Annotated in this window: 29 protein-coding genes and 1 other RNA gene; 14 read left to right on the top strand and 16 right to left on the bottom strand. The window is 32.9% G+C overall.

Annotation, left to right across the window (positions count from 1 at the left end; all coding sequences use genetic code 11):
- Positions 1-70 precede the first annotated feature (70 nt).
- Genes AC3VI6_RS01270 through rlmF form a run of 3 tightly spaced genes read left to right on the top strand, consistent with a single transcriptional unit; the run spans position 71 to position 3,176 of the window.
- Positions 71-733, top strand: coding sequence for a class I SAM-dependent methyltransferase (locus AC3VI6_RS01270; RefSeq protein WP_497704893.1), 663 nt, complete (start codon positions 71-73; stop codon positions 731-733).
- A complete protein-coding gene (gene bshC, locus AC3VI6_RS01265) occupies positions 733-2,322 on the top strand; it encodes a bacillithiol biosynthesis cysteine-adding enzyme BshC (protein ID WP_497704892.1) in 1,590 nt (529 codons plus the stop codon). The genes AC3VI6_RS01270 and bshC overlap by 1 nt, the downstream gene beginning before the upstream one ends.
- Complete coding sequence (gene rlmF, locus AC3VI6_RS01260; RefSeq protein ID WP_497704891.1) at positions 2,322-3,176, top strand: 23S rRNA (adenine(1618)-N(6))-methyltransferase RlmF; 855 nt, start codon at positions 2,322-2,324, stop codon at positions 3,174-3,176. Before bshC ends, rlmF begins: the two co-directional genes overlap by 1 nt.
- Before the next feature lie 205 nt (positions 3,177-3,381).
- On the opposite strand, the gene AC3VI6_RS01255 is transcribed toward rlmF, so the two are convergent.
- From AC3VI6_RS01255 to meaB, 4 genes are all read right to left on the bottom strand, one after another.
- Positions 3,382-5,223 (bottom strand): PLP-dependent aminotransferase family protein, encoded by a 1,842-nt coding sequence (locus AC3VI6_RS01255; RefSeq protein WP_497704890.1) that lies wholly within the window; start codon positions 5,221-5,223, stop codon positions 3,382-3,384.
- 99 nt (positions 5,224-5,322) lie between these two features.
- Complete coding sequence (locus AC3VI6_RS01250; RefSeq protein WP_497704889.1) at positions 5,323-6,069, bottom strand: hypothetical protein; 747 nt, start codon at positions 6,067-6,069, stop codon at positions 5,323-5,325.
- 43 nt (positions 6,070-6,112) lie between these two features.
- Positions 6,113-6,454, bottom strand: a complete 342-nt coding sequence (locus AC3VI6_RS01245) for a tRNA-binding protein (RefSeq protein WP_497704888.1) — start codon at positions 6,452-6,454, stop codon at positions 6,113-6,115.
- Between the two features lie 10 nt (positions 6,455-6,464).
- Complete coding sequence (gene meaB / locus AC3VI6_RS01240; RefSeq protein WP_497704887.1) at positions 6,465-7,538, bottom strand: methylmalonyl Co-A mutase-associated GTPase MeaB; 1,074 nt, start codon at positions 7,536-7,538, stop codon at positions 6,465-6,467.
- A gap of 100 nt (positions 7,539-7,638) precedes the next feature.
- Here meaB and AC3VI6_RS01235 point away from each other — a divergent pair, with 100 nt between their 5' ends.
- From AC3VI6_RS01235 to lgt, 6 genes are all read left to right on the top strand, one after another.
- Positions 7,639-8,193 (top strand): RNA polymerase sigma factor, encoded by a 555-nt coding sequence (locus AC3VI6_RS01235; RefSeq protein ID WP_274633954.1) that lies wholly within the window; start codon positions 7,639-7,641, stop codon positions 8,191-8,193.
- An 84-nt stretch (positions 8,194-8,277) separates the two neighbouring features.
- Positions 8,278-8,751 carry a hypothetical protein gene (locus AC3VI6_RS01230; protein WP_497704886.1) on the top strand — a complete coding sequence of 158 codons (474 nt, stop codon included), beginning with the start codon at positions 8,278-8,280 and terminating at the stop codon, positions 8,749-8,751.
- Positions 8,732-10,243: a hypothetical protein gene (locus AC3VI6_RS01225; RefSeq protein ID WP_497704885.1), complete on the top strand. Its 1,512-nt coding sequence runs from the start codon at positions 8,732-8,734 to the stop codon at positions 10,241-10,243. The genes AC3VI6_RS01230 and AC3VI6_RS01225 overlap by 20 nt, the downstream gene beginning before the upstream one ends.
- 108 nt (positions 10,244-10,351) lie before the next feature.
- On the top strand, positions 10,352-11,833 hold the full coding sequence (gene cysS / locus AC3VI6_RS01220; protein WP_497704884.1) for a cysteine--tRNA ligase: 1,482 nt from the start codon (positions 10,352-10,354) through the stop codon (positions 11,831-11,833).
- A 148-nt stretch (positions 11,834-11,981) separates the two neighbouring features.
- Positions 11,982-12,236 (top strand): membrane protein insertion efficiency factor YidD, encoded by a 255-nt coding sequence (yidD, locus tag AC3VI6_RS01215; RefSeq protein WP_274633958.1) that lies wholly within the window; start codon positions 11,982-11,984, stop codon positions 12,234-12,236.
- Between the two features lie 127 nt (positions 12,237-12,363).
- Positions 12,364-13,215 (top strand): prolipoprotein diacylglyceryl transferase, encoded by an 852-nt coding sequence (gene lgt, locus AC3VI6_RS01210; RefSeq protein ID WP_299001312.1) that lies wholly within the window; start codon positions 12,364-12,366, stop codon positions 13,213-13,215.
- A gap of 63 nt (positions 13,216-13,278) precedes the next feature.
- On the opposite strand, the gene AC3VI6_RS01205 is transcribed toward lgt, so the two are convergent.
- The 3 genes from AC3VI6_RS01205 to AC3VI6_RS01195 all read right to left on the bottom strand — a co-directional run bounded on the left by AC3VI6_RS01205 (position 13,279) and on the right by AC3VI6_RS01195 (position 15,948).
- Positions 13,279-13,641 carry a DUF2200 domain-containing protein gene (locus AC3VI6_RS01205; protein ID WP_497704883.1) on the bottom strand — a complete coding sequence of 121 codons (363 nt, stop codon included), beginning with the start codon at positions 13,639-13,641 and terminating at the stop codon, positions 13,279-13,281.
- Positions 13,642-13,650: 9 nt separating this feature from the next.
- A complete protein-coding gene (locus AC3VI6_RS01200) occupies positions 13,651-13,977 on the bottom strand; it encodes a DMT family transporter (protein ID WP_497704882.1) in 327 nt (108 codons plus the stop codon).
- Positions 13,978-14,250: 273 nt separating this feature from the next.
- Complete coding sequence (locus tag AC3VI6_RS01195; protein ID WP_435255201.1) at positions 14,251-15,948, bottom strand: M23 family metallopeptidase; 1,698 nt, start codon at positions 15,946-15,948, stop codon at positions 14,251-14,253.
- A 149-nt stretch (positions 15,949-16,097) separates the two neighbouring features.
- On the opposite strand from AC3VI6_RS01195, the gene AC3VI6_RS01190 reads away from it, so the two are divergent.
- The 4 genes from AC3VI6_RS01190 (at position 16,098) to rny (ending at position 18,472) form a co-directional block, all read left to right on the top strand.
- Positions 16,098-16,388, top strand: coding sequence for a coiled-coil domain-containing protein (locus AC3VI6_RS01190; protein WP_274633962.1), 291 nt, complete (start codon positions 16,098-16,100; stop codon positions 16,386-16,388).
- A gap of 14 nt (positions 16,389-16,402) precedes the next feature.
- A complete protein-coding gene (locus tag AC3VI6_RS01185; RefSeq protein WP_274633963.1) occupies positions 16,403-16,690 on the top strand; it encodes a cell division protein ZapA in 288 nt (95 codons plus the stop codon).
- A 59-nt stretch (positions 16,691-16,749) separates the two neighbouring features.
- Positions 16,750-16,857: non-coding RNA, 6S RNA (ssrS, locus tag AC3VI6_RS01180), on the top strand.
- 49 nt (positions 16,858-16,906) lie between these two features.
- Complete coding sequence (gene rny / locus AC3VI6_RS01175) at positions 16,907-18,472, top strand: ribonuclease Y (protein WP_497704881.1); 1,566 nt, start codon at positions 16,907-16,909, stop codon at positions 18,470-18,472.
- Between the two features lie 59 nt (positions 18,473-18,531).
- On the opposite strand, the gene AC3VI6_RS01170 is transcribed toward rny, so the two are convergent.
- Positions 18,532-19,239, bottom strand: a complete 708-nt coding sequence (locus AC3VI6_RS01170; RefSeq protein WP_299001308.1) for a hypothetical protein — start codon at positions 19,237-19,239, stop codon at positions 18,532-18,534.
- A 240-nt stretch (positions 19,240-19,479) separates the two neighbouring features.
- Here AC3VI6_RS01170 and AC3VI6_RS01165 point away from each other — a divergent pair, with 240 nt between their 5' ends.
- Positions 19,480-19,974, top strand: a complete 495-nt coding sequence (locus AC3VI6_RS01165; RefSeq protein ID WP_497704880.1) for a DinB family protein — start codon at positions 19,480-19,482, stop codon at positions 19,972-19,974.
- Between the two features lie 3 nt (positions 19,975-19,977).
- On the opposite strand, the gene AC3VI6_RS01160 is transcribed toward AC3VI6_RS01165, so the two are convergent.
- The 8 genes from AC3VI6_RS01160 to murQ all read right to left on the bottom strand — a co-directional run bounded on the left by AC3VI6_RS01160 (position 19,978) and on the right by murQ (position 26,286).
- A complete protein-coding gene (locus tag AC3VI6_RS01160; protein ID WP_497704879.1) occupies positions 19,978-21,153 on the bottom strand; it encodes a T9SS type B sorting domain-containing protein in 1,176 nt (391 codons plus the stop codon).
- Positions 21,154-21,163: 10 nt separating this feature from the next.
- Positions 21,164-22,390, bottom strand: coding sequence for a hypothetical protein (locus AC3VI6_RS01155; RefSeq protein WP_497704878.1), 1,227 nt, complete (start codon positions 22,388-22,390; stop codon positions 21,164-21,166).
- A gap of 10 nt (positions 22,391-22,400) precedes the next feature.
- Positions 22,401-23,108 (bottom strand): hypothetical protein, encoded by a 708-nt coding sequence (locus AC3VI6_RS01150; protein ID WP_497704877.1) that lies wholly within the window; start codon positions 23,106-23,108, stop codon positions 22,401-22,403.
- A gap of 51 nt (positions 23,109-23,159) precedes the next feature.
- Positions 23,160-23,639 carry a hypothetical protein gene (locus AC3VI6_RS01145; protein WP_497704876.1) on the bottom strand — a complete coding sequence of 160 codons (480 nt, stop codon included), beginning with the start codon at positions 23,637-23,639 and terminating at the stop codon, positions 23,160-23,162.
- Between the two features lie 219 nt (positions 23,640-23,858).
- Complete coding sequence (locus AC3VI6_RS01140) at positions 23,859-24,107, bottom strand: phage tail-like protein (RefSeq protein WP_497704875.1); 249 nt, start codon at positions 24,105-24,107, stop codon at positions 23,859-23,861.
- Between the two features lie 89 nt (positions 24,108-24,196).
- The gene (locus tag AC3VI6_RS01135; RefSeq protein WP_497704874.1) at positions 24,197-25,249 is read right to left on the bottom strand and encodes an ATP-grasp domain-containing protein; all 1,053 of its coding nucleotides are present in this window, start codon (positions 25,247-25,249) and stop codon (positions 24,197-24,199) included.
- Entirely contained in the window at positions 25,236-25,478 is a 243-nt protein-coding gene (locus AC3VI6_RS01130) for a DUF6095 family protein (RefSeq protein WP_274633972.1), read from the bottom strand. The genes AC3VI6_RS01135 and AC3VI6_RS01130 overlap by 14 nt, the downstream gene beginning before the upstream one ends.
- On the bottom strand, positions 25,471-26,286 hold the full coding sequence (gene murQ, locus AC3VI6_RS01125; protein ID WP_497704873.1) for an N-acetylmuramic acid 6-phosphate etherase: 816 nt from the start codon (positions 26,284-26,286) through the stop codon (positions 25,471-25,473). The genes AC3VI6_RS01130 and murQ overlap by 8 nt, the downstream gene beginning before the upstream one ends.
- Between the last annotated feature and the right edge of the window lie 64 nt (positions 26,287-26,350).

The raw sequence follows: 26,350 nt of genomic DNA, 5'->3' as shown, positions 1-26,350 counted from the left end.
TGTAGTTAAAAATCTGTTAGATACAAGTTTCTTTTTCGACAAAGGAGTAAAAATTTCCTATTTTTGAACTATGACTACAAAAGAGAGTGAATGTACACTTCCAGAAAATTTATTAAAAGAACACTGGGAAACTGCGTATAAAAAAAATCCTACTGAAAAACTGGGTTGGTTCGAAGAAAATTCGAAAGAAACCATTGGATTACTAGAGAAATCAGGTGTTGCTAAAGATGCTAAAATTTTAAATGTAGGTGTTGGATCATCAATGTTGATTGATGAATTAGTCAACAAAGGATACTCCCAATTAATAGCTAACGATTTATCGGAAAAAGCCCTAAATGATGTGAAAAATCGGTTAGGAGAAAATGCTTCGAAAGTTACTTTTATTGCTGATGATATTATCAATCCGACACAACTTGAAGGGTTAGAAGAAGTAACTGTTTGGAATGATAGAGCGGTACTACATTTCTTTTTAAAGGAAGAAGAGCAAGACGCTTATTTTAATTTATTAAAAAAAGTAGTGAAAGCGAGTGGATTTGTAATTATAGCTGTCTTTGCATTGGATGGAGCTGAAAAATGTTGTGGATTACCTTTACAGCGATACGATGCTGAAATGTTGCAAGAAAAATTAGGAAAAGATTTTGAGTTAGTTAAAACGTTTAATCACACATTTATAAATCCGTATGGAGGAGAGCGTCCATATATTTATACATTGTTTCAAAGAAAGAATAAGTAATGAAGGTAACCAATATCCCTTTTAAAAACACAGGGTTTTTCTCTAAAACAATGCTAGATTATTTAGAAGAATCTCCAACAATACAACCGTTTTACGGTAATTTTTCAAACATAGAAGGTTTTAAAAAGCAGTTAAATCAAAAACGTAGTTTTTCTATATCACATAGACAAACCTTAGTGAGTGCTTTAAAAGAGCAATATAAAAGCAGTAAGGTTTCAGAGGTAACTCAGCAAAATATAGAAGCGTTAGCGTCAGAAAATACTTTTACGATTACTACAGGACATCAATTAAACTTGTTTACAGGCCCGTTATATTTTTTATACAAAATTGTGTCAGCAATCAACTTGTGTGAAGAATTACGTACACAGTTTCCTGAAGAAAATTTTGTACCTGTATATTGGATGGCATCTGAAGATCATGACTTTGAAGAAATCAACTTTTTTAATTTCGAAGGAAAGAAAGTACAATGGAATTCACATCAAACCGGGGCTGTAGGACGTTTTTCTACAGAAGGTTTAGATCACGTATTAGAAGTGTTTTCAGAACATTTAGGAACATCGAAAAATGCACAATATTTAGCGCAACTTTTCAAGAAAGCCTATATAGAGCATACTAATTTAACCGCTGCAACCCGATACATAGCCAATGAATTGTTTGGAGAGTATGGTTTGGTGATTGTTGATGGAGATGATGCTAAGTTAAAGAAAGAGTTTGTTCCGTATATCACTAAAGAACTAACGGAACAATTTTCATATACCAAGGTTTCTGAAACGATTTCAAGCCTAGAAAACGACTATAAAATTCAGGTAAATCCTAGAGAGATTAACTTATTTTATTTAGGAGATTCGCTTCGTGAACGCATAGTTTTAGAAGATGGAGTTTACAAAGTAAATAGCACAGATATTTCATGGAGTTTGGAAGAGTTGCTAGCAGAAGTAAACGAGTTACCTGAGCGATTTTCACCCAATGTAATTTTACGTCCGTTATACCAAGAGGTAATCTTACCAAACCTATGTTACATTGGTGGAGGAGGAGAGTTAGCCTATTGGCTAGAGCTAAAAAGCATGTTTGAATCGGTTGATATTCCTTTTCCTATTTTATTGTTACGTAATTCAGTACAAGTAGTTTCAGAAAAACAAGTCAAGAAACTAGGAAATTTAGAGTTGTCTATTGAAGATATTTTTATCAAACAGAACAACTTAATCGAGCAAAAAGTATTGGAAAACTCTGAAACTAAAGTAGATTTTACCAATCAAAAACAGTTTTTACAAGAGCAATTTGAAACGTTAAGAGAGCTTGCAGAAAAAACAGATGTTTCGTTTGTTGGAGCTGTAAATGCGCAAGAAAAAAAGCAGACAAAAGGATTAGAAAACCTAGAAAAAAGATGGTTGCGAGCAGAAAAACGCAGGCAGCAAGATTTGGTAGAGAGAATTACAGCATTGCAAAATGAGATTTTGCCAAATCAAAGTTTAGAAGAACGTCAGCGTAACTTTTCAGAATATTATTTAGCATACGGAACCGATTTTATTAAGGTTTTAAAAGAAAACTTACGTCCGTTACAACTAGAGTTTACAGTTATTACACTTTAATGAGCACAAAAAAAGGATTACATCCAAAAAACATACACAATCAAGGATACGATTTCACGCTATTAGTAGAAAAGTACCCGAAACTTTCTGAATTTATTATTGAGAAATTTGAGAAAGAGACTATTGATTTTTCTGATCCAATAGCTGTAAAAGAGTTTAATAAGGCATTATTAACAGCTCATTATAATATTAAACATTGGAATTTTTCTGATGAGAATTTATGTCCACCAATACCAGGAAGAGTGGACTATATTCACCATTTAGCTGATTTAGTTGCAGATGAGGAAAACGTAAAGGTGTTAGATATTGGCACTGGGGCAAGTTGTATTTATCCTTTGTTGGGAATTGCAGTATACGATTGGAATTTTGTAGCAACCGATATCGATTTAGATTCGTTAGATTATTCTCAAGATATTATAGATGATAATGATTTTACTGATAAGGTTGAATTAAGACAACAGTTTAAAGAAGAACATATCTTAGAAGGAATTATAGAAGAAGGTGATGCATTTACGGTAACGATGTGCAATCCGCCATTTTATAAATCGGCAGAAGAGGCGAGAGGAGCCAACCGAAGAAAATCGAGAAACTTAGGGAATAATGCGGTACGTAACTTTGCAGGGAACTCAAACGAGCTATGGTATATAGGTGGAGAAAAAGCTTTTTTGCATACCTATTTATATGAGAGTTCTAAATATCCGAAAGTAAGTAAATGGTTTACAAGTTTGGTTTCTAAAAAAGAAAACGTAGAAAGTTTACAGAACTCAGGTAAGAAATTAGGAGTTAAAGAATTTAAAGTAATTCCTATGCACCAAGGAAACAAGGTAACGCGTATAGTGTGTTGGAGGTTTTAGAGAGATGTTAGAATACAAGTAATTAATAAACGTCATTTCGAGTGATAACGAGAAATCTTACTAAGGATAGTAACTCCTATTTTAAAGATTTCTCCCTCCGGTCGAAATGACGTTTTTATTTTGTCATTTCGAACTGAAGTGTAACGAAAGGAGAAATCTTTAAAATAGGAGTCACTCATATAGTCGAAATGACGTTTTGTAGTTCTTAAATACCTTTTACAAAGTCTAAGAATACTTTTTTATGAAGCTCTAAATCCATATTAGGAGAAAGTGCTACACGAGCAATATAATCTTTATCACCTTCTTTCGTAGTTCCTTGTGTTGAGGTTGCAGGAATCGTCCAGTAACAACCTTTTAACTGTCCGTAGCTTACACAATACTTACTTTCATTAGGTATTTCAGTAATCATTAAATTGATAAGCTTTAAGTTTAAGGCTCTTTTATAGGCTTCTTTTTCTTCCGCAGTATTTCCTTTGGTAGGAAGATCTAACGAAAATACCGATGGTGTAAATCCTTGTGCTGCTAATTCCTCAGAAACAAAACTGATTTTAGCATCAGGTAACACTTCATGAATAAAGTTTACAAACTCACGCGTATTCTTATAAGCGTCACTAATTCGTTGCGTCATCGAAGGCATTTGTGCAGCCAATATTTCATATTGAAGCGGTGTAGCCTCGTTATCGCAAATATGTAAGTGCTTTTCTATTTTTTCTATTAACGCGTTGGTTGTTTTATTTCCAACACAGTATCCAGCAGTACATTTTCCACCACTAGGGAATTTTGATCCACTAGCAAACGAAATAGTTCTAATATTGGCTAACATGTCTGTATCTCCTAAAAAGTGAACATTCGGACAAAAAGTTTGATCTAAAATAAACACAGGATCAACCGCTGTTTCACCAGTAGGAGTCGTACGTTTTTTACTCAAAACATCTCTTAAATCGGTAAGGTTTGGTACTTCTACTCTTGGGTTGGTCGGAATTTCTGCAATGATATACGGAATCGCATCTTGTGCTGCAATGTTGGTTAACACGGTATCGATACTTTCTACCATATCATTGTCTCCATCAACAGGTAAATCAACAATATCTACGTTGTTTAAACAAGCAGCAACACGTCTTGCTTGGTCGTTTGTACCACCATAACAGTTTGGAGGCACTACAATTTTAATAGCTTTCCCTTTATGGTTTTCAAGAGCATCATCAATCAATCCCATTAAAATAGCATATTGTATTGAAAGTCCACTTGAAGCTACTAACGCTTTTGTGCTGGTGTTGGTAATTTCATTGATGAGTTTCTCAACCTTCGCTTTGTTTTGTGCTACGTCAGTTACTGTAACCTCATACGGCTCATCGATAAGACTTTTTAATGCTTTTAGTGAATTAGCAGGAGTCATGGCAATAGTTTCTCTTCTTCTTACATGTTGAATGTCTGAAATATAAGAGTCGTTTTGCTCTCCGTTAACTAATAAAAAGCTTCCTAATTCAGGGTGTGTATTGATGTAGAAATCAACGTTTGGTACAATGGTAAAGTTGCAAATAGTTTCTTGCTCAACAATCAATACGGTGCTACCATCAAACTCAGGAATAGCTTCAACACTATCCACCTTTTTTAATTCAAATTGATATCCGTATACGCTCTTAATTACCTCTGCATCAAAAAAGCTAGGGATTTCATTGGTGTACACTATTTGCGTGTTTTTATTTGCAAATAAATTCGCTCTTAATACAGCCAATACAGGAACTGTTTGTGACGAAAAACTAATTACATTTGCTGCTTTTGTGTTGTATAGTTTGGCAATCGTCCACTCTAATACAGACGATAACGGATGCCCTAAACGAATATAATCGTATGCAGTTGGCAACTTGCTTAAAGCTGAAGCAGTAGCATCGTTGTTTTTATACAAATCTTCAAACTGTTCTAAAAACTGAGTTTTGGCTAGTTTTTCTACATAAATATCCAGACGGTGCGTGGTTAAGTTTAACCAATCTGCTGGCATATTTTCTACAACATTTTTTATATAGGTATGTAAGTTTTTGTCTTGCATTATAGGTGTCTTTTAATAAGACTGCAAGATACGGTTATTTGGAATTTTTAGAAAGTGAATAGAGGGGAGTTTTGTTGAGTTTTCAGTAAAATTTTTTAATTAACCTTTTTGTCTAAAATCTAAAGGGAAAGGATAATGTGTGATATACTTATTCAAAATAATCGGTAATTTTCTGGTCTTATCAATTTTGTTATAATGTTTGAAGTTGGTTATCTCAGTAACTTCCATTATCCTATTTGGATTATCAATATTTAATACAAAACCAAAGGGAGGGTATACAAATTCACAAACCATACCATGAATATTTGTATAATGAAATTTTCCATTTTTTATATGGCCTTCATTATTTAAATACATATAAAAACGATATTTATCAGGAAGCGATTCTAATTCAGGTTTTTTAATAAAGTCAATTAGTTCTGGATAAGAATTTGTAAAAGCAGGTTGGTTACTACAAACAAAAATTGAAGTTATTTGCTTTAAAAATTTTAAAAGATTTATATCAGATATGTCAAATTCAAAAGATTTAACATAATTATCTTCATATTTATTGAGTATACTCATAGCAATATGTGAAAACTTTTTATATTCTCTAACATACATTTGTCCTGAAAAACCATTACAATTTACACAAAGACAATATTCTCCTAAGCCTCCTTGCTCTATTTTTAGGTTAGGTTTTTCATTCTTATATTGTTCAAAATTTTGGTAATGATCTATAGAGCTAATAGTATAAAATCTATTATTTTTATTAAAGGCTGATTTAGGAGGGATATGTTCGAAACTAAGTTCTTTTTCCTGTTTACATATTCTGCAAGTACCTTTTATAGTTTTTTTAGTTTTCATTTATTAAGAGTTTACTCATAAACAATTTTAGATAAACTAAACTTTACCCAATTTTTGTTCCGTTTTTAACAGCACGTTCGGCAGTTAAAAGCGTTACTTCTTTATCATCACCTAAGCCGCCTAATACCAAGCATTCGCTCATCATATTGGCAATTTGTTTTTTTGGGAAATTTACGACTGCTACTACTTGTTTTCCTATCAAGTCTTCGGGTTGGTATAGTTTGGTAATTTGTGCAGAGGTTTTTTTAATTCCGTAGTCGCCAAAATCTACTTGCATTTTATAGGCAGGGTTTTTAACTTCTTTAAAAACTTCAGCAGAAATAATCGTACCAATGCGCATTTCTACTTTTGCAAAATCGTTCCAAGTAAGAGTGTTCTCTTCCATATATTTTTAATTATTTGTTGTCTAACAATCGTTTTGCAGCTGTAAATGGTGTGGTTTTTCCGTTTTCTAGTTTGGCAACTTCTTGTTGTAACAATTCTTTAATTTTGGGATTATTGTAAAAATTACTTTTTAGTTGCTGATTAATGGTTTCTAACAACCAATAGTTGTTCTGTTCGTTTCTTTTTTGTTGAAAATAGCCAGAGTTTTTTGCCTGCGTGATGTATTCATCAATCATCGTATGAATAGCATCAATTCCTTGATGTTGAAGTGCACTTGCCAACAAAACTTTGGGTTGCCAACCACTATCTTTAGGAGGATATAAATGTAAGGCTCTGTTAAACTCCACTTTGGCAATCTTCGCATTTTTTTCGTTACCGCTGTCTGCTTTGTTAATCACAATAGCATCTGCCATTTCAATAATTCCGCGTTTAATTCCTTGTAATTCATCACCAGCACCTGCTAACTTCAATAATAAAAAGAAATCGGTCATAGAATGTACGGCAGTTTCTGATTGACCAACACCTACAGTTTCTATAATAATGGTATCAAATCCTGCTGCTTCACATAAAATAATACTTTCGCGTGTTTTTTGAGCTACTCCACCCAGTGAAGTCCCAGAAGGAGAAGGGCGGATAAACGCATTTTCATCAGTAACCAATTCTTCCATACGAGTTTTATCTCCTAAAATACTTCCTTTGTGTACCGAACTACTTGGGTCAACTGCTAATACCGCAACTTTTTTACCTAGTGAAGTCAAATGTTTTCCGAAAGATTCGATAAACGTACTTTTTCCTACTCCAGGCACTCCTGTAATTCCAATTCGTACCGATTTATTGGCATGTGGCAAACAAGCTTCTAAAATTTCATTTGCTTGTTCTTGGTGTTTTGGATTGGTACTTTCAACCAAAGTAATCGCTCTACTTAAAAAAGGAATGTTTCCTGCTAATATTTGGGTTACAAATTCTTCGGTAGAGGTGCTTTTTCTTCTGCTACGTTTTATTTTTTCTGCGGAAGCTTTGCTAGTCGTTTCAGGTTGTGAAACCCCATCTTTTTCAGTAAGTGCAGATTTGTTTTTATCGGTCATTGTATAGCTAAAACAGAATAATAATGTAAATTTAGAAATAAAAATGCAGGAAAATGCAACGGAGTATAAAAAGACTCGTCTTTAGGGTAAGAAATCAAGAATGAAATCAACCAAACAGATACATCAACCGGTTATAGATGCCTGTAAAAATAATGATGCAAAAGCGCAAATGCAATTGTATGATTTGTATTGTGATGCTATGTACACAGTGGCATTACGGTACGTGAAAGATTCATTTACTGCGGAAGATGTGATGCAAGAAGCGTTTATAAAAGCGTTTAAAAATATGGATTCTTACAAAGAAGAAGTAACGTTTGGGGCTTGGTTGAAAAGGATTGTGATCAATCAAAGTATTGATTATTTAAAAAAGAGAAAATTAGAATTGATTTCGATTAATGAAGAAACTACCACATTGGTAGATGATGATCATGAGAATTGGAATGTAGCTTCAACGATATCGTATCAAGATATTGTAAACTGCATTCAACAATTAAAAGAAAAGTACAGGATAGTGTTGACGCTGTTCTTATTGGAGGGTTATGACCACGGAGAAATTTCACAAATATTAGGAATTTCGGAAGTGAGTTCGAGAACACATTTATTACGAGGAAAAAAGCAAGTACAAGAGCAATTAAAAGCAGTACATCATGTCTAGAGATCTTAGAGAAATACTAAAAAAGAGGTTGAAAACTCAACGAAGTTATCAACAAATCACAGACAGCGTTTTCAACAAAAGTTGATGGATGAATTGCACGAAAAACCATCAACAAGAAAATCATATCAATGGTTATTTGTAGCTGCATCAATTATGTTATTGGTTAGCATAGGGATTAAATTTTATCCAACAAATAATATAGAACCAGTTATAAAAGAGATTCCAGAAGAATATCGAAATCAAATTAGTTTAGGTTCTATTTCACCAGAATTAAAAACGGTGGAAGATTATTATATAAATACAATTAATTACGAGTTAAGTCAATTAGAATTAACAAGTGCTAATAAAGAACTTTTTGATGGTTATTTAACCAAGATAGGTGAATTAACCAAAGAATATAAATCGCTAACTCAAGAGCTCAATACAAAAGGAGTTAACGATGATACTATCAATGCATTGATTGGAAATCTGCAACTGCGTTTACAGCTGTTAAAACGTATGCAAAAACAATTACAAGAATTTAAAAATCCAACTCAAAATGACATTCAAACAATTTAAAATCAGTGTTTTTTTACTGTTTATAGCTGGAGTTGTATCTGCACAGCAGTACAATAAAAAGTTTAGTGAAAATTTTAAAACCAATAAAGATGTATTGGTTGCTATAAATGCGTCTAACGCTGAAGTAGATGTAACTACATGGAACAAAAATGAAGTTTCGGTAGAAGCAATCGTAGAGGTTGAAGGGCTAGATAAAAAAGAGGCTCAAAAATATTTAGACAATTGGAAATTTGAAGCTTTAGGAAACAAAAGTAAAGTACAAATTAATGCCAACCGAAGTACTTTTCGATCTGTAGGAAGTGAGAATATTGTCTTTTTTAATTCGTCGGATAATAATTTCCCGAAAGTATTTGAATACGATACAGAAAGTGGAGTTGTAGTGATGCCAGAAATGCCAGAAATTCCAGAAGTAAGAATTCCAGAAATGCCTGAGATGCCAGAGATTCCTGAAATTGAAATTCCAGAAATTAATTTTGAAGAAATTGTAACGGGATTAGAAGATATAGAGTTTGATTTTGATAAGTATGCAAAAGACGGTGATAATTATTTTTTTCAATGGAAAGACGGTGTAAACGATATTACGATTAAATCGAAAAAAGAATGGGAAGAGTTCAAGAAAACAGCTAAGTATAAAGAGTTTAAAAAACATCAAGAAGAACGAAAAAAAGAAATTCAAGAAGAATTAAAAAAGATTAAGGTAGAAAGAATTAATCAAGAAGAACTTAGAAGAGAAGTGGCGAGAGCTAGAGCTGAGGTTCGAAAAATTAATAGAGAAGAAATCCGAAAGGAGATGGCGATAGTTAGAGAGGAAATGCACAAGGCTAGAGAAGAGATGCATAAAACAAGAAAGGAAATACATAAAAATCGTGTTAGCTATTCTTTTTCATCAGATAGTAACAACTTTATGGTAAATGGCAAAAAAGTAAAAGTTACCAAAAAAATTATGGTAAAAGTACCAAAATCAGCAACGTTTGATTTGAATACGCGTCACTGCAAAGTTACGCTGCCAAAAACGAAGGCTTCAGGAAAAGTAAGCTACGGAACTTTTAAAGCAGATGCTATTGATGGCGGAAAATTAACCGTGTCTTATTCACCAGTAACTATTAATTCATTAAACGCTTGTACGTTGTTTTTAAATAATGTAACCGATGCTCAATTAGCGTCGGTTACTAACGCAACGGTTAACTCAAACTCATCAGGAGTTGTAGTTAATAATGTATATAACGACGTAGAGGTAACTAATAAATTTGGTAATTTAACGATTACAAAAGTGCATCCAAACCCAAACAGTTTTAAAGTGTTTTTAAATTATTCAGACGCCACTGTAAACCTTTCAGAATTAAAAGGTAAGTTAGAATTTAAGGTTTCTAATGAAATTCGAAATTCTAAAAATGGAAGTGTAGAGTATAATGGAGATTTCACACTAACTTCAAAAGATAAAAAGATTGTAATAGATGGAAAATACAGTCAACTAGAGCTGAAAAAACAGTAGATTTATGTAAATAAAACTACTTCTTTCTTAACAAAAATACTGCTAAATTCCATTTCTGTATTCTTTTTAAAGTGCCTATCTTAGCGTTTGTAAATAGTCACTTTTAGGATGGAATTATACAAAGAAAATCAACTTAAAATATATAACTCTTTAAGCAAATCAAAAGAGCTTTTTAAACCAGTAACTGAGGGGCGCGTAGGAATGTATGTGTGTGGACCAACAGTTTATAGTAATGTGCATTTAGGAAATATTAGAACCTTTATGTCGTTTGATATGGTTTTTCGTTATTTACTACACTTAGGCTATAAAGTACGTTATGTACGTAATATTACCGATGCAGGTCACTTAGAAAATGATGCAGATGAAGGTGAAGATAGAATTGCTAAAAAAGCGCGATTAGAAGAAATTGAACCTATGGAAGTGGTTCAGCGCTACACGGTAGATTTTCATACAGTAGCCGCAAAATACAACTTTTTACCACCGAGTATAGAGCCAACTGCAACAGGACACATTGTAGAGCAAATAGAAATGATTAAAGAAATCATGGAAAAAGGTTTTGCTTACGAAGTAAACGGATCGGTGTATTTCGATGTGTTAAAGTATAATGAAAAGAATAACTACGGAATCCTTTCAGGGCGTACTATTGAAGATGCTATTCATAATACAAGGGTTTTAGACGGACAATCAGACAAGAAAAATCCACAAGACTTTGCACTTTGGAAAAAAGCAGATGAGCGTCATATCATGCGTTGGCCTTCTCCTTGGAGTGATGGTTTTCCTGGTTGGCATTTAGAGTGTTCGGTAATGAGTACCAAGTATTTAGGAGAACAATTTGATATTCACGGTGGAGGAATGGATTTGAAATTCCCGCATCATGAATGTGAAATTGCGCAATCGCATACTTGCTCAGGAGTACAACCTGTTAATTATTGGATGCACGCTAATATGTTACTGTTAAACAGTCAGAAAATGGCAAAATCTACAGGGAACTATATTTTACCTGATGAAATTTTAACAGGAACAAACGCTATTTTACCAAAGGCGTTTAATGCAGGTGTAGTACGTTTCTTTATTATGCAGGCACATTATCGTAGTATCCTAGATTTTTCAGGAGAAGCGTTGTTAGCTTCTGAAAAAGGATATAATAAATTAATGGAAGCTATAAATGCTTTAGATAAAATAACTGCTGGCGCAACTTCAACATTTGATGTTCAAAAATGGAAAGAGGATTGTTATGCTGCTATGAATGATGATTTTAATACGCCTATTTTAATTTCTCATTTATTTGAAGCCGTTAAAGTTATCAATCAAATAAAAGAAGGAAATGCTAGTTTAAATGAAGAAGATTTAACAATGTTAAAAGAAACCATCAAGGCATTTGTTTATGATGTTTTAGGATTGTTAAATGAAACTTCTGAAGGAAATAATTCTGATAAATTAGACGGTGTGGTAGAAATGTTAATTACCATGCGTAAAGAAGCCCGCGAGAACAAAGATTGGGCATTGTCAGATGAAATTCGTGATAAGCTACTTGCTTTAGGTATTCAATTAAAAGACGGTAGAGAGGGAACAACGTTTACAGTTAATTAATAATGGCTCAATGAGCTAATGATTTAATGAAACAATGATTTAATGAGTTAATTCGATCATGAGTAAATGTGTTAATGAAGTAAGATGTTATTTCGAGTACAGTCGAGAAATCTTTAGTAATATTGAAGAAGCCTTAAAAAATCAAAATTTGAAACTAAAAACGATCATAGCATACCCGTTTATATTGTTGGTGCGATTTTATCAAACAGCCATATCTCCGTTTACACCTGCTACGTGTAGGTATTCACCTACCTGTTCAAGCTATACCATAGAAGCATTACAAAAACATGGTTTGTTTTATGGTGGATGGTTAGCACTCAAAAGAATTTTTAGTTGTCATCCGTGGGGCGGTAGTGGTTATGATCCTGTTCCAGAGAAAAAAGAAAAAAATAATCGTCATTAAGAGTAATAACTTCGTGAAGGTTTGCACTCAATTTGACAAAATAATAAGTGTAAAGATTCATTAATTGAAAGATTTCCCGTAATGTTGTTTTTCAATTTTTAAATCTTTTAATTTTTTAATTAGAAATATGAATTTTTTATCCATAGTGTGGGATTGGAACCCAGAATTAATAAACATTGGAGGTTTTGGTATTCGTTGGTACAGCTTAATGTTTGTAGCAGCATTTGTATTAGGACTTCGATTAATGAAAAAGATTTACATCAACGATAATATTCCTGTAGAAAAATTAGATCCGTTATTTATGTACGTATTCGTTTCTATGTTAATAGGAATGCGTTTAGGAGATGTGTTTTTTTACAGTTGGGATTATTACCAAAACCATTTACTAGAAATTATTTTACCAATTAAAAAGCAAGAAGGAGCTTCTGCTTTATTTGGGTTGTTAGATGGATGGAAATTTACAGGATTTACAGGGTTTGCAAGTCACGGAGCAGCGATTGCTATTCCGATAGCAATGTATTTCTACGCTAAAAAACACTTAAATAAACCATGGTTGTTTATTTTAGATAGATTAGGAATTATGGTTGCCTTAGCAGGGTTTTTTATCCGTTTTGGAAACTTTTTCAACTCAGAAATCTATGGAAAACCTACAGGGAGTAGTTTTGGAGTAATTTTTAAACTAGCAGGAGAAACGGTACCACGTCATCCAACCCAATTATACGAAGCATTTAGTTACTTAGTTTTGTTTTTTGCATTGTGGTATTTCTACTGGAAAACAGATAAAAAGAATCAAACAGGGTTCTTATTTGGGTTGTTTATGGTCGTTTTATGGTCGTTACGTTTCTTTATCGAGTTCTTAAAAGAAGCACAAGTAGAAGGACGTGAAGATTGGGTTTTCAACTCGTTAAATACAGGTCAAGTATTGAGTATTCCGTTAGTGTTAATTGGTTTCTGGTTAATGTTTAGAAAAACGAAGTAAAAAATATATAAAATAGAATACTCCAAGTGAAAGCTTGGAGTTTTTTTGTGGAAAATAGTGATATTATGCGCGTAAAATTTTCTCCATTTTACGTCCTTTAGCTAATTCATCTACTAGTTTATCTAAATAACGAACTTGTTTAGTTAACGGAGTTTCGATTTCTTCAATTCTGTAACCACAAATAACACCAGTAATCAAATCAGAATTAGGATTGAGAGTCGCTTCTTCAAAGAAAGTTTTAAAAGTAACTTTTCTGTCAACTAGCTCGTTTACTTTTTCAATATTAAAACCAGTTAACCATTCAATTACTTGATGTAGTTCTTCTTTGGTTCTTCCTTTTTTCTCAACTTTTGTAATGTAATGAGGGTATACAGAAGAGAAGCTTATTTTGGCTATTTTTTCGTCGTGTTCTGGTGTTGTTTTCATAATGTAATATTAATTCGAAACAAATTTAAGTCCTACTATTGAAACGATTAATGTTGTGATAAAGAACAAACGCCAAAAGGTTGCAGGTTCTTTAAAAATTAAAACTCCTATTAACACAGTCCCCACAGCACCAATACCTGTCCAAACAGCATAAGCCGTTCCAATCGGTAATTCTTGAGTAGCTTTCATAAGAAGTAACATGCTTATTGATAAACAAACTAAAAAGCCGATATACCAGTAAGTAGCTTCAGTTCCTGTGGCCTCTTTTGCTTTTCCTAGGCAAGTGGCAAATGCGACTTCAAAAAGTCCAGCAATAATTAATATAATCCAATTCATTTTTGTTCAGAAAGAAAATAAATTCATTATTCACTATACGAAAATAACTAATTAACAGAAACAAAGTAGGGTAAGTTTATAAACTTCCATAAGACCAGTATATTTTCTGTTTAAAAAGTTTAACAAGAAAGAATCAATTAAGTTAATTTAAGAGAGATTCTCTTGGTTTTGGCATTAATAATGTACCTTGCATCCTTTTAAACACAACATTTTATAGATACATTATTTCCCAATAATTAAGAGACACTTTTTTTATGCGTTGTTTTAAAGAGTTTAGTTTATTTTTTTAAAGAAAGTAGCAGATACAGTTTCAGTATTTCCAACATTGTCAGAAACTACAATTTTAAAAAGATGTTTACTTCCTTCTAATTTTTTATCACTAAAATCATAGGTTAAAATTCCTTTTTTGTGGTTTAATTCCATTAAAATCCATTGACCATTAATAGTAGCGCGGTAGTTTTTTACACCGGTTTCAGCATCTTTAATTTTAACTTTTAGGGTCTTATTTTTAGAAATCCACTGATTATTGCTAAAATTATACAGTTGAATAGTTGGTTTTTTAGTATCAAAACGTAAAGCGTAACTACCTAAAACTTTAGTGGTAGTGTACACCTTGTCTATTTTTTTCTTGGTAGAAGTATATCTAGGATATTTAGGATTGGTAACATTAGCAATGTACACATGCTGTTTTTGATCTTCGGTTAAAAAAGAAGTTTCAAAAGTAAGAGTATATCGTTTATCAAGCGGAATGGTAGGTTCATGAATTTTAGCCGTACCGTTTTCTACCTTAAAGTCGATGAAACAATCGGTATAAAATGTGTTTTTTGGAAAGGCTACTGTAACATTTTTTTGATGAAATTTATTGAACTCAGCAGCAGTAATTTTGTAATTAGTTGTGTCTTTTTCTTTAAAAACTAAATTACTTTTTACTCCTTGTACCGGAATCCTAATTTTAGAGGTGTTGTTATCAAAATCTTTGGCTATAATTTCAATATTATAATTAGCATTTTCATCAATGTGAATTTTACCGTTATTTATAAGATCTTCGTATAAACTCAATTTATTAGCGGCCACTTTATGGGTTTTTTGAAGTCGATTTTTATATTTTTTGTAGTGTTTATAGTCAATTAACAAATTAATATACTTCGATTCAGCAAATGAAAAGGTTTCAACATCGTGGTAATACACTCTTTTACCATTTACGTTCATTTCTAAGCTGTAAATTCCGTTTTTATTTAAAGCACCATTAAGTCGGTCAAAAACGCTAATTCCAAAACCAATGGTACCGCTAGCTGTAATTTTTTCAGCAACATAATTACCGTTACTATTGTTTTTAAAAGAAATAACAGATTCTAACGAAGAATTATTAATTCGAGCATCATCACTTAACGGATAAGCCATCAGTTTTTGTATGGTAGGAGGGGTGTCATCATGCGCGGTTAATCCAAAATGCATTGGGTTGATAATGTTTTCTGTTTCGGTATCTCTAATTTCATAATGTAAATGTGGACCTCCAGAGCTTCCCGTATCACCAGTATATCCTACAAGCTGCCCTTTTTTTACAGGAAACTTATCAGCAGAAAGAAAAAGATTTCCAGTACTATAATTTTCTTTTTTATACTGAATGTCTTTCACATATTTTTGAATTTTTGGTTCAAAATATTTTAAATGCGCATATACGGTAGTATAACCGTTAGGATGTGTAATGTACAAAGCTTTTCCAAAACCATATTGTTGTACTTTAATACGAGAAACATAACCATCTGCAGGGGCATAAATAGGAATCCCTTCTTTACCTTGTGTTTTAATATCGATGCCTGAATGAAAGTGATTGCTGCGCAGTTCACCAAAAGTACCAGATAGTACCACAGGAATTTTTAAAGGGTTAGAAAAATAGTTTTTAGGGTACTGTTTCTGTGCATTAACAGTTGTGATAAATAGTAATAAAATAAGTGAAAAGTAAAGCTTCAAAGTACAATCGTTTTCAAACAAAAATAGTAAAATAATACTAAGTTGTTAAAGGGTTAATAAACAGTGTTTTGGTAAAAAACACTAAAAGTGTTGCTAATTATAAGTTATATTAATAACTTTGTGAATATAGTTTTATTCTCTAAAAATAAATGAGTAACCCTTTAGAAGCAATTCATTTACTGGAAGATAAGTTGAAGAACTTACTTGCTAACTATGAATTTTTAAAAGAAGAAAACCAAGTATTACTTCAGAATAACGCGGAGTTACAAGTTTTATTACAAGAAAAAGAGAAGCAATTAGAAAAACAGCAAAAAGAATATGCTTTGCTTAAAGTTGCAAAAACTATTGAAGGCAGTAATGAAAATACAAGAGAAACAAAACTCAAAATAAATACTTTAGTTCGAGAGATAGATAAATGTATTTCTCTTTTGAACACATAAAAAAGGTTCTTTACATGGCAAAAATAAAAGTTAATGTAGTTATTGCAGGAAGAACGTATCCGTTGAGTGTTAATGATACCAATGAAGAAGAAGGGATGCGAAAAGCGGCAAAAAACATTAACGAGTTAATAGCTAAGTTTGAACAAAATTATGCGGTAGCAGATAAACAAGATGTATTGGCAATGTGCGCGTTGCAATTTGCATCAAAAGCAGAAATAGTATCGTTAAAAAATACTAAAGAAAACACCGAAGTATTGGAAAAGATAAATGAATTGACTAACTTGCTAGAAAATCATTTATAATACGTTCTTTAAAATATAATATTTAAACATACTGCCTACATTAGTACATCGTTTGTTAAACTCAACGTTATTCAATTATAAAGGATGAGTCATGGTTAGTAAAGCACGCCGATTTTACCTCGGATCCTTGATCAGCCAGTTAATCCTAAACTTGTTTTTTGGAGTTTATGATAACCCTATTAATGTAGGCTTTTTTTATATAATCAAATCACAATTATGGAGGGAATATTATTTCCTGTTTTAGCAGGAATTATAGGTGTAGCAATAGGTTTTTTTATTGCTAAGATGTTAGAGAAATCTAACGCGAATAAATTAATACAAGAAACAAAAAAAGAGGCAAATAGCATTTTAAAAGAAGCTAAAGTTGAAGCCGAAGCTATAAAGAAAGATAAGATTTTACAAGCCAAAGAAAAGTTTATAGAGTTAAAGTCTGAACATGAAAAAGTAATCTTATCAAGAGAGAAAAAAGTTTCTGATGTAGAAAAGAGAATAAGAGACAAAGAGAGTCAAGTATCTTCAGAGTTAGATAAAACCAAAAAACTTAACAAGCAATTAGAGAAGAAAGAAGCTGATTTTGACTACAAAATTGAATTCTTAGAGAAAAAAGAATCTGAAGTTGAAAAAATGCATAAGCGTCATGTAGAAATGCTTGAGCAAATTTCTGGTTTATCAGCAGATGAAGCTAAAACAGAATTAGTAGCTTCCTTAAAAGATGAAGCAAAGGCTGATGCGATGTCTTTTATTCAAGATACGGTTGAAGAAGCTAAAATGACCGCACAACAAGAAGCTCGTAAAGTAGTATTAAATACAATTCAACGAGTAGGAGTAGAGCAAGCAGTAGAGAATTGTGTATCGGTGTTTAACTTAGAGTCGGATGATGTAAAAGGAAGAATTATTGGTCGTGAAGGACGTAATATTCGTGCATTAGAAGCAGCTACAGGTGTTGAGATTATTGTTGATGATACTCCAGAAGCAATCATTTTATCTTGTTTTGATCCTGTTCGCAGAGAAATTGCTCGTTTATCAATGCATAAATTAGTAACTGATGGTAGAATTCACCCTGCGAGAATTGAAGAAGTTGTTAAAAAGACTGAAAAACAAATAACTCAAGAGATTATTGAAGTAGGTAAACGTACGGTTATAGATTTAGGAATTCACGGTTTACACCCTGAATTAATTAAAACTGTGGGACGTATGAAGTATCGTTCTTCGTACGGACAAAACTTATTACAACACTCGCGTGAAGTAGCTAATTTATGTGGTATCATGGCTGCAGAAATGGGCTTAAATGCTAAAGCAGCTAAACGTGCTGGATTATTACATGATATAGGTAAAGTACCAGAAACAGAAAGTGAATTACCACACGCATTATTAGGAATGCAATGGGCTGAAAAGTATGGTGAAAAACCTGATGTATGTAACGCTATTGGAGCGCACCACGATGAGATAGAAATGAAGAGTATGTTATCTCCAATTGTTCAGGTGTGTGATGCTATTTCTGGTGCAAGACCAGGAGCACGTCGTCAAGTGTTAGATTCGTACATACAACGTTTAAAGGATTTAGAAGATATTGCTTTTGGGTTTAACGGTGTACAAAAGGCTTATGCTATTCAAGCAGGACGTGAATTAAGAGTTATGGTAGAGAGTGCTAAAGTAAACGATACTAAAGCAGCTGAATTATCATTTAATATTTCTCAAAAAATTCAAAATGATATGACGTATCCAGGTCAAGTAAAAGTTACGGTTATTCGTGAAACTAGAGCTGTAAACGTAGCGAAGTAATTACATAAAATTAAAAAAAACAAAAAATCCCTCATCAATTTTGATGAGGGATTTTTTTATTAATCATGGTTTCTTCTTGATTTTCCTCTTTGCTCAGACTTTCCTTTTTTGTAATATTTATTGTCTTTGTTCTTACGTCTTTTAATTATTTTACTCTTTTTACCAATCTTAGCATTTGGTACCGCTCTGTAGTAGTAAAAATCGTTATCCTCTCTAAACTGACGATAGTTTCTGGTAAAATCTTTTCTGTAAAAATAAACATCATTATAATCAAAAATATCACCAATGTTTATATCAATATTTACATCAAATCCATCATCGTAATAGTAATGATCATCGTCATAATGATGGTGGTTACCTGGCTTTACAAATCCTCTGTATCTAGGATTTCCCCATCTATCATATTGAATACGCAGGTTACCGACTTTAAATAAATTTCCGAATTTGTACTTCATATATACACTACCTATTCGGGTAACATTACCTCTACGATCATAATTAATATGTACATTACCTACACTTCTAACACGTCCGCTTCTATCTCTGTTAATTCGTACTCCGTAATCAGAATATCTGTTGTAATGTGTGTTAAAATCGAAATCACCATTTAAAAATACATGAAATTGAATTCCTCTTTCAACAAAGGTAACAGCGTCGTTGTGGCGAATAGTAACCCCAATTTTGCTAGTTGATTTTGTAATGTTGTCGTCTGCTTTTACTGTGCTTAAAGACATCATTGCTAATAATAATAGTATCCCTGTTCTCATAATTGCTAATTTTAGGGTTATGCTTACTCTATATGCTTTTCGGCTTCCGCATTTGTTAGAGTAATTTTCAAAGAACGTGCCAAAAAATGAAAAGGATGCTTTTTTAAAGTGTTTTTTAAGGTTGATTTATTTTGTATAACCCTGTAATTCAGTGTGTTGTTTATGGTTTAAAAAATAATTTACTTCTTCTGCTGAAAAGTTCTATATTTATACAACTTACTTTAAAACTTATACATAGGAATGGTTGAAGCTATTGAGAAGAATTTACAACGAGGAATTAAATTATTAACAGCAATAACAGATGAACAATACAGCGATAAATCAATACCTCCGTACTATTCAAGTATAGGAGCGAATATGAGACATATTTTGGATGTTTTTGCTTGTGTTTTTAACGGACTCGAGAAAAAATGTGTAGATTTTTCTGATAGAGAACGAAACCAATTAGCAGAAGAAAAAACAACGTATGGAATCGCTTATTTTAACGAAGTAATTGCTCAATTACATTGTTTACAATCAGAAGATTTTGATGAAATTATCTCTGTTACAGATGATTTGGGTACAGGAAAAGTAACAGCAAATTATACCTTAGGAAGCGCATTGATACAAGCGCATAGCCATGCAATACATCACTTTGCAAGTATCGGATTTATCATACATCAACTAGGAATAGAATTGCCTGATGCAGATTTTGGTTACAATCCAACAACTCCAAAGAAAATATTAGTAGAGTAAGTATTATCGGTTAATATAAACCCAACCTTTTTTAAGTTTTTGATAGGTGTTAGGTTTATCACCTAATTCTAAATAATAGAAGTAAGTAGCAGCAGGAAGTTTGTCTTCTTTGTTAATGGTAGCTCTTCCGTTAGAAGTACCGTCCCAGTTATTTTTGTAGTTTTCAGTTTGAAACACAATATTTCCCCAACGATTGTAAATAACTAATTTATTGTGAGCGTATTCTTCAACTTCATCAAAAACTAAGAAATCGTTTAGATTATCGCCATTAGGAGAAATTAAAATATTGTTATTGTTGTCATTTATTTCGTCACTCATCAAAGAACCAATAGTGATCGCCTCATAGTTATCAGGAACAAAGGCAGCAGAGGTAATTGTACCTTCAGATAGGTTTCCTGTAACATTCAATACATCCAAGTTAACCCATTGATTTTCGGTTTTACTCCATGCTACTACAATAAGTTGAGAAATGTTGTTAGCTAAGGCTGAAATATCACTTCGAGAATTCCAGGTTAAGGTAATTCTGGTTTCATTTCTACCGTCTAAGTCCCAAAACTCTGTTTGACTAATATTTTCAATGATCGCTTGTTTTTGATCAGTTAAAAAATTAGCAGTAAATGTTGATGGAAAGTTAGGGTCTTCATAAAAATAGGCTCCTTTAAACGTATAATATCTGTTGGCATTTGGAATGCTCATCGGACGTAACATAGCGCCATCTCCCACAGGAAAGGTAAAATCTGCGGTGTTTTTATTTCCTTGTTTTAAAGAAGTATAACCGTTTACATGTCGCTCATTGTCTTCACCTGCGTAAAAATCATAATCAATAAAATCGAGTGTGATATTGGTATTGTTTCTAGGTGTAATTACTTGTCCGTTAATAAAGTCTAGTTGATTACGTACCCCAAGAGAGTTGTATAATTCTAGATTTTGTAGTGCATCAACTTCAACATTAAAAAACGTAATTTTATTGGTTCCTGAAATAGTTCTAATTTCATTATCAGCATAGAAACCAGCAAAACCGGTATAATTATCTAGTGTACCATCATTAATAACATTGGTATGGAAACCTACTTGAGCTCCATCGTGCAATTGAACGTTACCAGAATTAAAAAAAGCAGTTTGGGAATAAGTATTGATTATAAAACCAAAGAAAAAAAAAGAATAAAAATATTTTTTCATGGTTTACTTTTTAAAAATTTAGGATAGTAAACATGAATTCTGTGTCTCGTAAAAGTCCAACACTCTTTATTTCTACTTTAAAATCACTTGGTGTTTGACCGTAGTAGTTAATAACTCTGTATTGATTACCAGCAGTGGTCAGTTGTATAATGTAATCATCATCCGTTTGTTGAGCAGCAGGTATATTAATTTGGTATCTGCCTCTTTCTAATCGTGCTACGGTATATCCAGTAGTAATTTTAGCAACACTGCCATCGGCATAAATTTTACCCATTGCTTTTATTGGTGAGTTGTAATACACTCCACCGTTAGCTCCATTGGTTATACTGTTGTTAGCTTGAGTGTCTACTAATACTTTTTTTTGCACAACACCTTTTGCATCGGTTGTTAAAATGTCATTATTTGTAGTAACAGTAGAGATGTCTCTAATACGTAATTTTCCGTTTATATCTAACTTTTCAGTAGGTGTATCAACGTCTATACCAGTATTTCCGTTTGCTAAAATTCTTAATTTAGAATCAGTATTACCATTTAAGAAATCAAATAGAGGTCTATCTGTTACAGCTTCTGCGGCACCTCCATAAGGATTTGGTGTAATATTAGCATTATTAGAACCTCTACGAGCAAAAAACTTTATAATAGGTTCTGAGCTAGCATTATCATCGCTTATTTCTGTATCACCAAAAAAATTAAGAGCAGCTCTATTGGTTTGTAGTGTTCCTCCAATAAAACCGCCAGATAATGTAGAAGGACTACTAGTAGTATTACTTATTTCTAAGTAATCATTACTGTCGTTTGTTTCGAAACGTAAAAAACGATCAATCCCTTCACTCTGTGTAATTACTTTAATTGCGTAATCTGGGTTGTCGTCATTTATACCAATACGACCGTTAGTGTAAATGTTATCATTAATATCGTTAGGTATATCGGTAGAGTTTGCTCTTAACCAAGCATTGTTTTGTGTGCTAACAGTAACCCAGCTAGTTCCGTTCCATACATTCATTTCGTTAGGTGTAACAGAAGAGTTAAACCAAATATCTCCTTGAACTGTAATTGGTGGGGTAGGTAAAGTAGGGTTAGGGTCTGTTGCTTGTGTAAACACACGGTTGTTGTTGATGTTTTGTATCGTTCCCTTATTATCAATAACCCTAACTTCTTGTGCATTGGTACTTAAAGTAAAAAGTACCAATACAGAAGTTAGTATAAAAAGTTTTGTATGTTTAGTTTTATTAAACATTAAGAAGTGTTTACTTAACGAATTGAACTTCTATTCTGTCACCAGCATAAACAGCCCAGTCATTAGGAGCAGTACCTCCTGGGGTTAGTGTTACAATACTACCTGCAACTGTATAATCTTCGTTAGCAATTAATTTAGCTCCGTTTCTATACACCCATACCTTTTCATAAGTAGGTAAAGCAATGGTAACACCTGGTGTACCAGTAGTTATGTCATAACTAGTTTGTCCGTCAGTAGCAGTAAAATAAGTTTGTCCAGATTGAATTAAATTAGTAGCTAACATTTTTTTAACTGTACCAGTATCTTCATCTCTAACTAATAAAGTAAATCCAGAATTTCCTATAGTTGCAGCATCAGCAGCAACTCCAGATTCAGTATCAATGTTTTGTAATTTAAAAGTATTACCATCTAATGTAAAATCATTTCCGTCCATTGTTATGGTGGTAGCATCTAATAAAGCTCCTCCTAATTGCCAAGTAGTAACAGTTCTGTTTCCAGCAAAAGTAGAAGTGATGGTAGTAATACCATTGTTAGATTGCATGTACTTTATTGTACCTTTGTTGTCAATTAATCTAATAGATTCTCCAGCAGCAGCAGAACGAGCAGTTTTTGTTTCTTCTCCTGAATCCGTTGGTAATGTTTGCGCACTTACTGTACCCATGGCTAACAAACCAACGGCAACTAGCGCGATTTTAAATTTGTTTGTAATTGTTTTCATAATTTTAAAGAATTGATTGCGTTATTAAACTTTTTTAATTTTTGTTTTATATTAATATAATTGAACGATTCGTATTTCATCACCTGCATAGCATGTAGCATCAGGTTCTATGGTTATGGTGGTGGCGTTATCTACTGTAAAATCAATACGTACACCATTTCTATATACATTAATTTTATCAGTGGTATATAATGTTAACCCTGTAAATGTTACTTGTCCGTCAGTAGCAATAATGTCAGTTACTTCTTCTCTCAATAAGTTACTAGCCGATGTTCTTTTTAGTGTACCTGTAGTTCTATCAACAGTTACAATATCATCTGTAGTAACATCTCCGTTTTGTAAACCTGTTATGGCTAAGGTATTGGTAGCATCGGTTTCAATAACCGTAGGTTGTATTAAAACGCCGCCTAATTGTATGGTATTGTTAGCGTTTACCAACAAACCGTTATTGGCGGATGGCGTTGTGTTTGAGTTTACCCAAGTAGTGCCATCGTACGCATAAATAATTCCTGTGCTGCTATCTACATACACATCACCAGCAGTAGGGTTAGGGGCAGTACTTGCATTCGGACTTCCGTTTCCTCTTCTCGGGTTGTTATCGATAGCAATCCAATTGGTGCCATCCCAAATATGTGTTGTGTTATTTTGCGTGTCATTTATCCAAAAATCACCTAAACTGTTATTGTTAGGAGCAGTACTCGATGTCGTTACGTTAATTCCGCCCCCTGTACTTCCTGTACATAAACTAGCCTAAGCGGTTCCGTTGTACATAAACACACAATTACGATCGGTGTTAAATACCAACGCACCTCGTAAAGGTTGAATGGCGTTCATTTGAGTGTCAGTCATTTTACTAATAACTAAAACCTTGTCTGAACTTTCTAATTCTAAAATGGAATTTGAGTGTATAGAAGAAGGATTGTTCCCAATTTTTACCTGAGCAAAAATAGGGGTTAACAGAAAAATAAGAATAAAAGAAAAAAGTAGTTTTCTTTCCATTCAGCGAGCTAATTAATTGGTTTCTAAGACTCGGGGGATTCTTAGAATACAGGTTCTGTATCTGATACAAATGTAATAAAAAAGTTTTCTTATTTTGAAAGATGCCTAATTTTTTTTGTGTACTTTTTTAAAACGATTATTTCACCTAAGAAGTGAAAAGGTTTTTTATATGGTGTGTTAAAATGGATGTGATTAGTGGTTGCAATAGTAAAAAGAGATTTCCAGTGCGTCCTAATTGCTTTTAAAGCTTTTAAGTAAGTATAGTTTTCAGAATCGTAAATATGCGTAGGTTCAGCGATGATTCCGTTAATTTCTAAGACTTTAAAATCGGTACCATTTTCTAGTTCTTCAAACGTGTTGTATTTTATGTCAATCCGTCCATAGTACCAACCAGGAATAGCTTTGCTTAGTTGATCGAAAGTTCTCACTAACTTTTTACTGATAAGGTGATTACCATTAATAAATTGCGTTCCTTTGGAATGATTTCCTACCGCTGTAAGTTTTATGATTTCGTTTTTCTTCGGAATAGAAGCGAGTTTTTCTTTATGGATTTCAGCAAATAAATCGAGGTATAATTTAGCCCTATCATCTGCAAGGATTAATTCTTTTAGATTTGCGTTACCATTTCCTGTTACTGATAGAAAATGTTTCAAGGTTAAAGAAGAAATTTGCCCTGTTTGCTCATTCGGATTTCTATGATAAAAAACGCCACATTCATTTTTATAATCTAAAAACTCCTGAATAATAATATTGATAGGATACTTTTCAAGATAGTTTTTAAGTTCTTCTTCGGAAGCTATTTTTTGAACCAACAAACCTCTGAAACCAACATCTGGTTTGGCAATTAAAGGAAAAGCTATTTGTTGCTGATTGATAGCAAAAAGAACGTCCTCAAATTTAGCAGTAGCTTTTACTAAAACTGATTTCGGACGGTGTTTTTCAGGAACCAATAAAATAGTTTCGTATTTACTTTCTGTTCCGTTTCCTGAACTTTTTATACAGGGATTCGTAGCGCTGAAAAAAGTTAAATGTTTAGCTCTTAGTGCCAAATAAAAAGCATAGGGTAGGTTAGGGAGGTAAAACATTGCTGAAGGCCAATGCTCCCAATTCGTAAGTTTTTGTATGGTGTTACTTTTTTTCAAAAAGGTAATCTAGCAAGGTTTTAAATGTTTTAAAACCGAAATATACGGTAAAAAGGGTTAGCAAAATACCTATAACTAACAAACCATAGGCAAAGAAAACTTTTGGAGCTTCTTTAAATATACGGATTGCTTTAAAAGCAATACTTAATACCAGTGGAGATGCAATAAGTAATCCTAAAAAGATTAGGAGTTTTTTGATGCCTTTTTCTAAAGTAGAAGTGTTACTCATTGTTGAAATTTTTAATCGCTTCTCGAACACTTCCGTGTTTTTTTAATAAATCTGCTGCGGTTTTTTGGTCAATCTGTAACTCAGTCATTAACATTTTTTCGCCTCTATCAACTAGTTTGTTGTTTGATAGTTGCATGTCTACCATTTTATTTCCTTTTACTTTTCCTAATTGAATCATGCTTGCAGTAGACAACATGTTTAAAACCAATTTCTGAGCGGTACCAGCTTTCATTCGAGAGCTACCCGTTACAAATTCAGGTCCAACCACAACTTCAATAGGGAACTGTGCTGTAAGTGCTAACGGACTTCCTTCATTACAGGTTATACAGCCTGTAACTACGTTGTTTTCATTGCATTTTTCTAGAGCTGATATTACATACGGAGTGGTACCAGAAGCCGCAATACCAACAACGACATCTTTAGAAGAGATATTGTGATTTTGTAAATCTTCCCAACCTTGTGTGGTAGAATCTTCAGCAAATTCTACCGCTTTTCTAATGGCATAATCTCCTCCAGCAATTAAGCCAACAACTAATTCGTGAGGTACTCCGAAAGTAGGAGGGCACTCACTTGCATCAACAATTCCTAACCTACCGCTGGTTCCTGCTCCCATATAAAACAAACGTCCACCTTCTTTTAGTTTTAGAACGATTTGTTGGGTTAGTTTTTCTATTTGCGGTAAAGCTTTTTCAACAGCTAAAGGAACTGTTTTGTCTTCATTATTAATGTTTGTTAATAATTCAGAAATACTCATCTGCTCTAAGTTATTGTACTTAGAATCTTGCTCGGTCGTTTTGGTAAACTTCATGCTTCAAATTTACTAATTTAAAAGTTTAAGGAAGAAGTGTGACGTTTATAATTTTTGAGTGTCT

Source organism: Tenacibaculum sp. TB-56, from assembly GCF_059716275.2.
The sequence above is the reverse complement of the archived record's forward strand: the minus strand, read 5'-3'. Positions and strand labels throughout refer to the sequence as shown.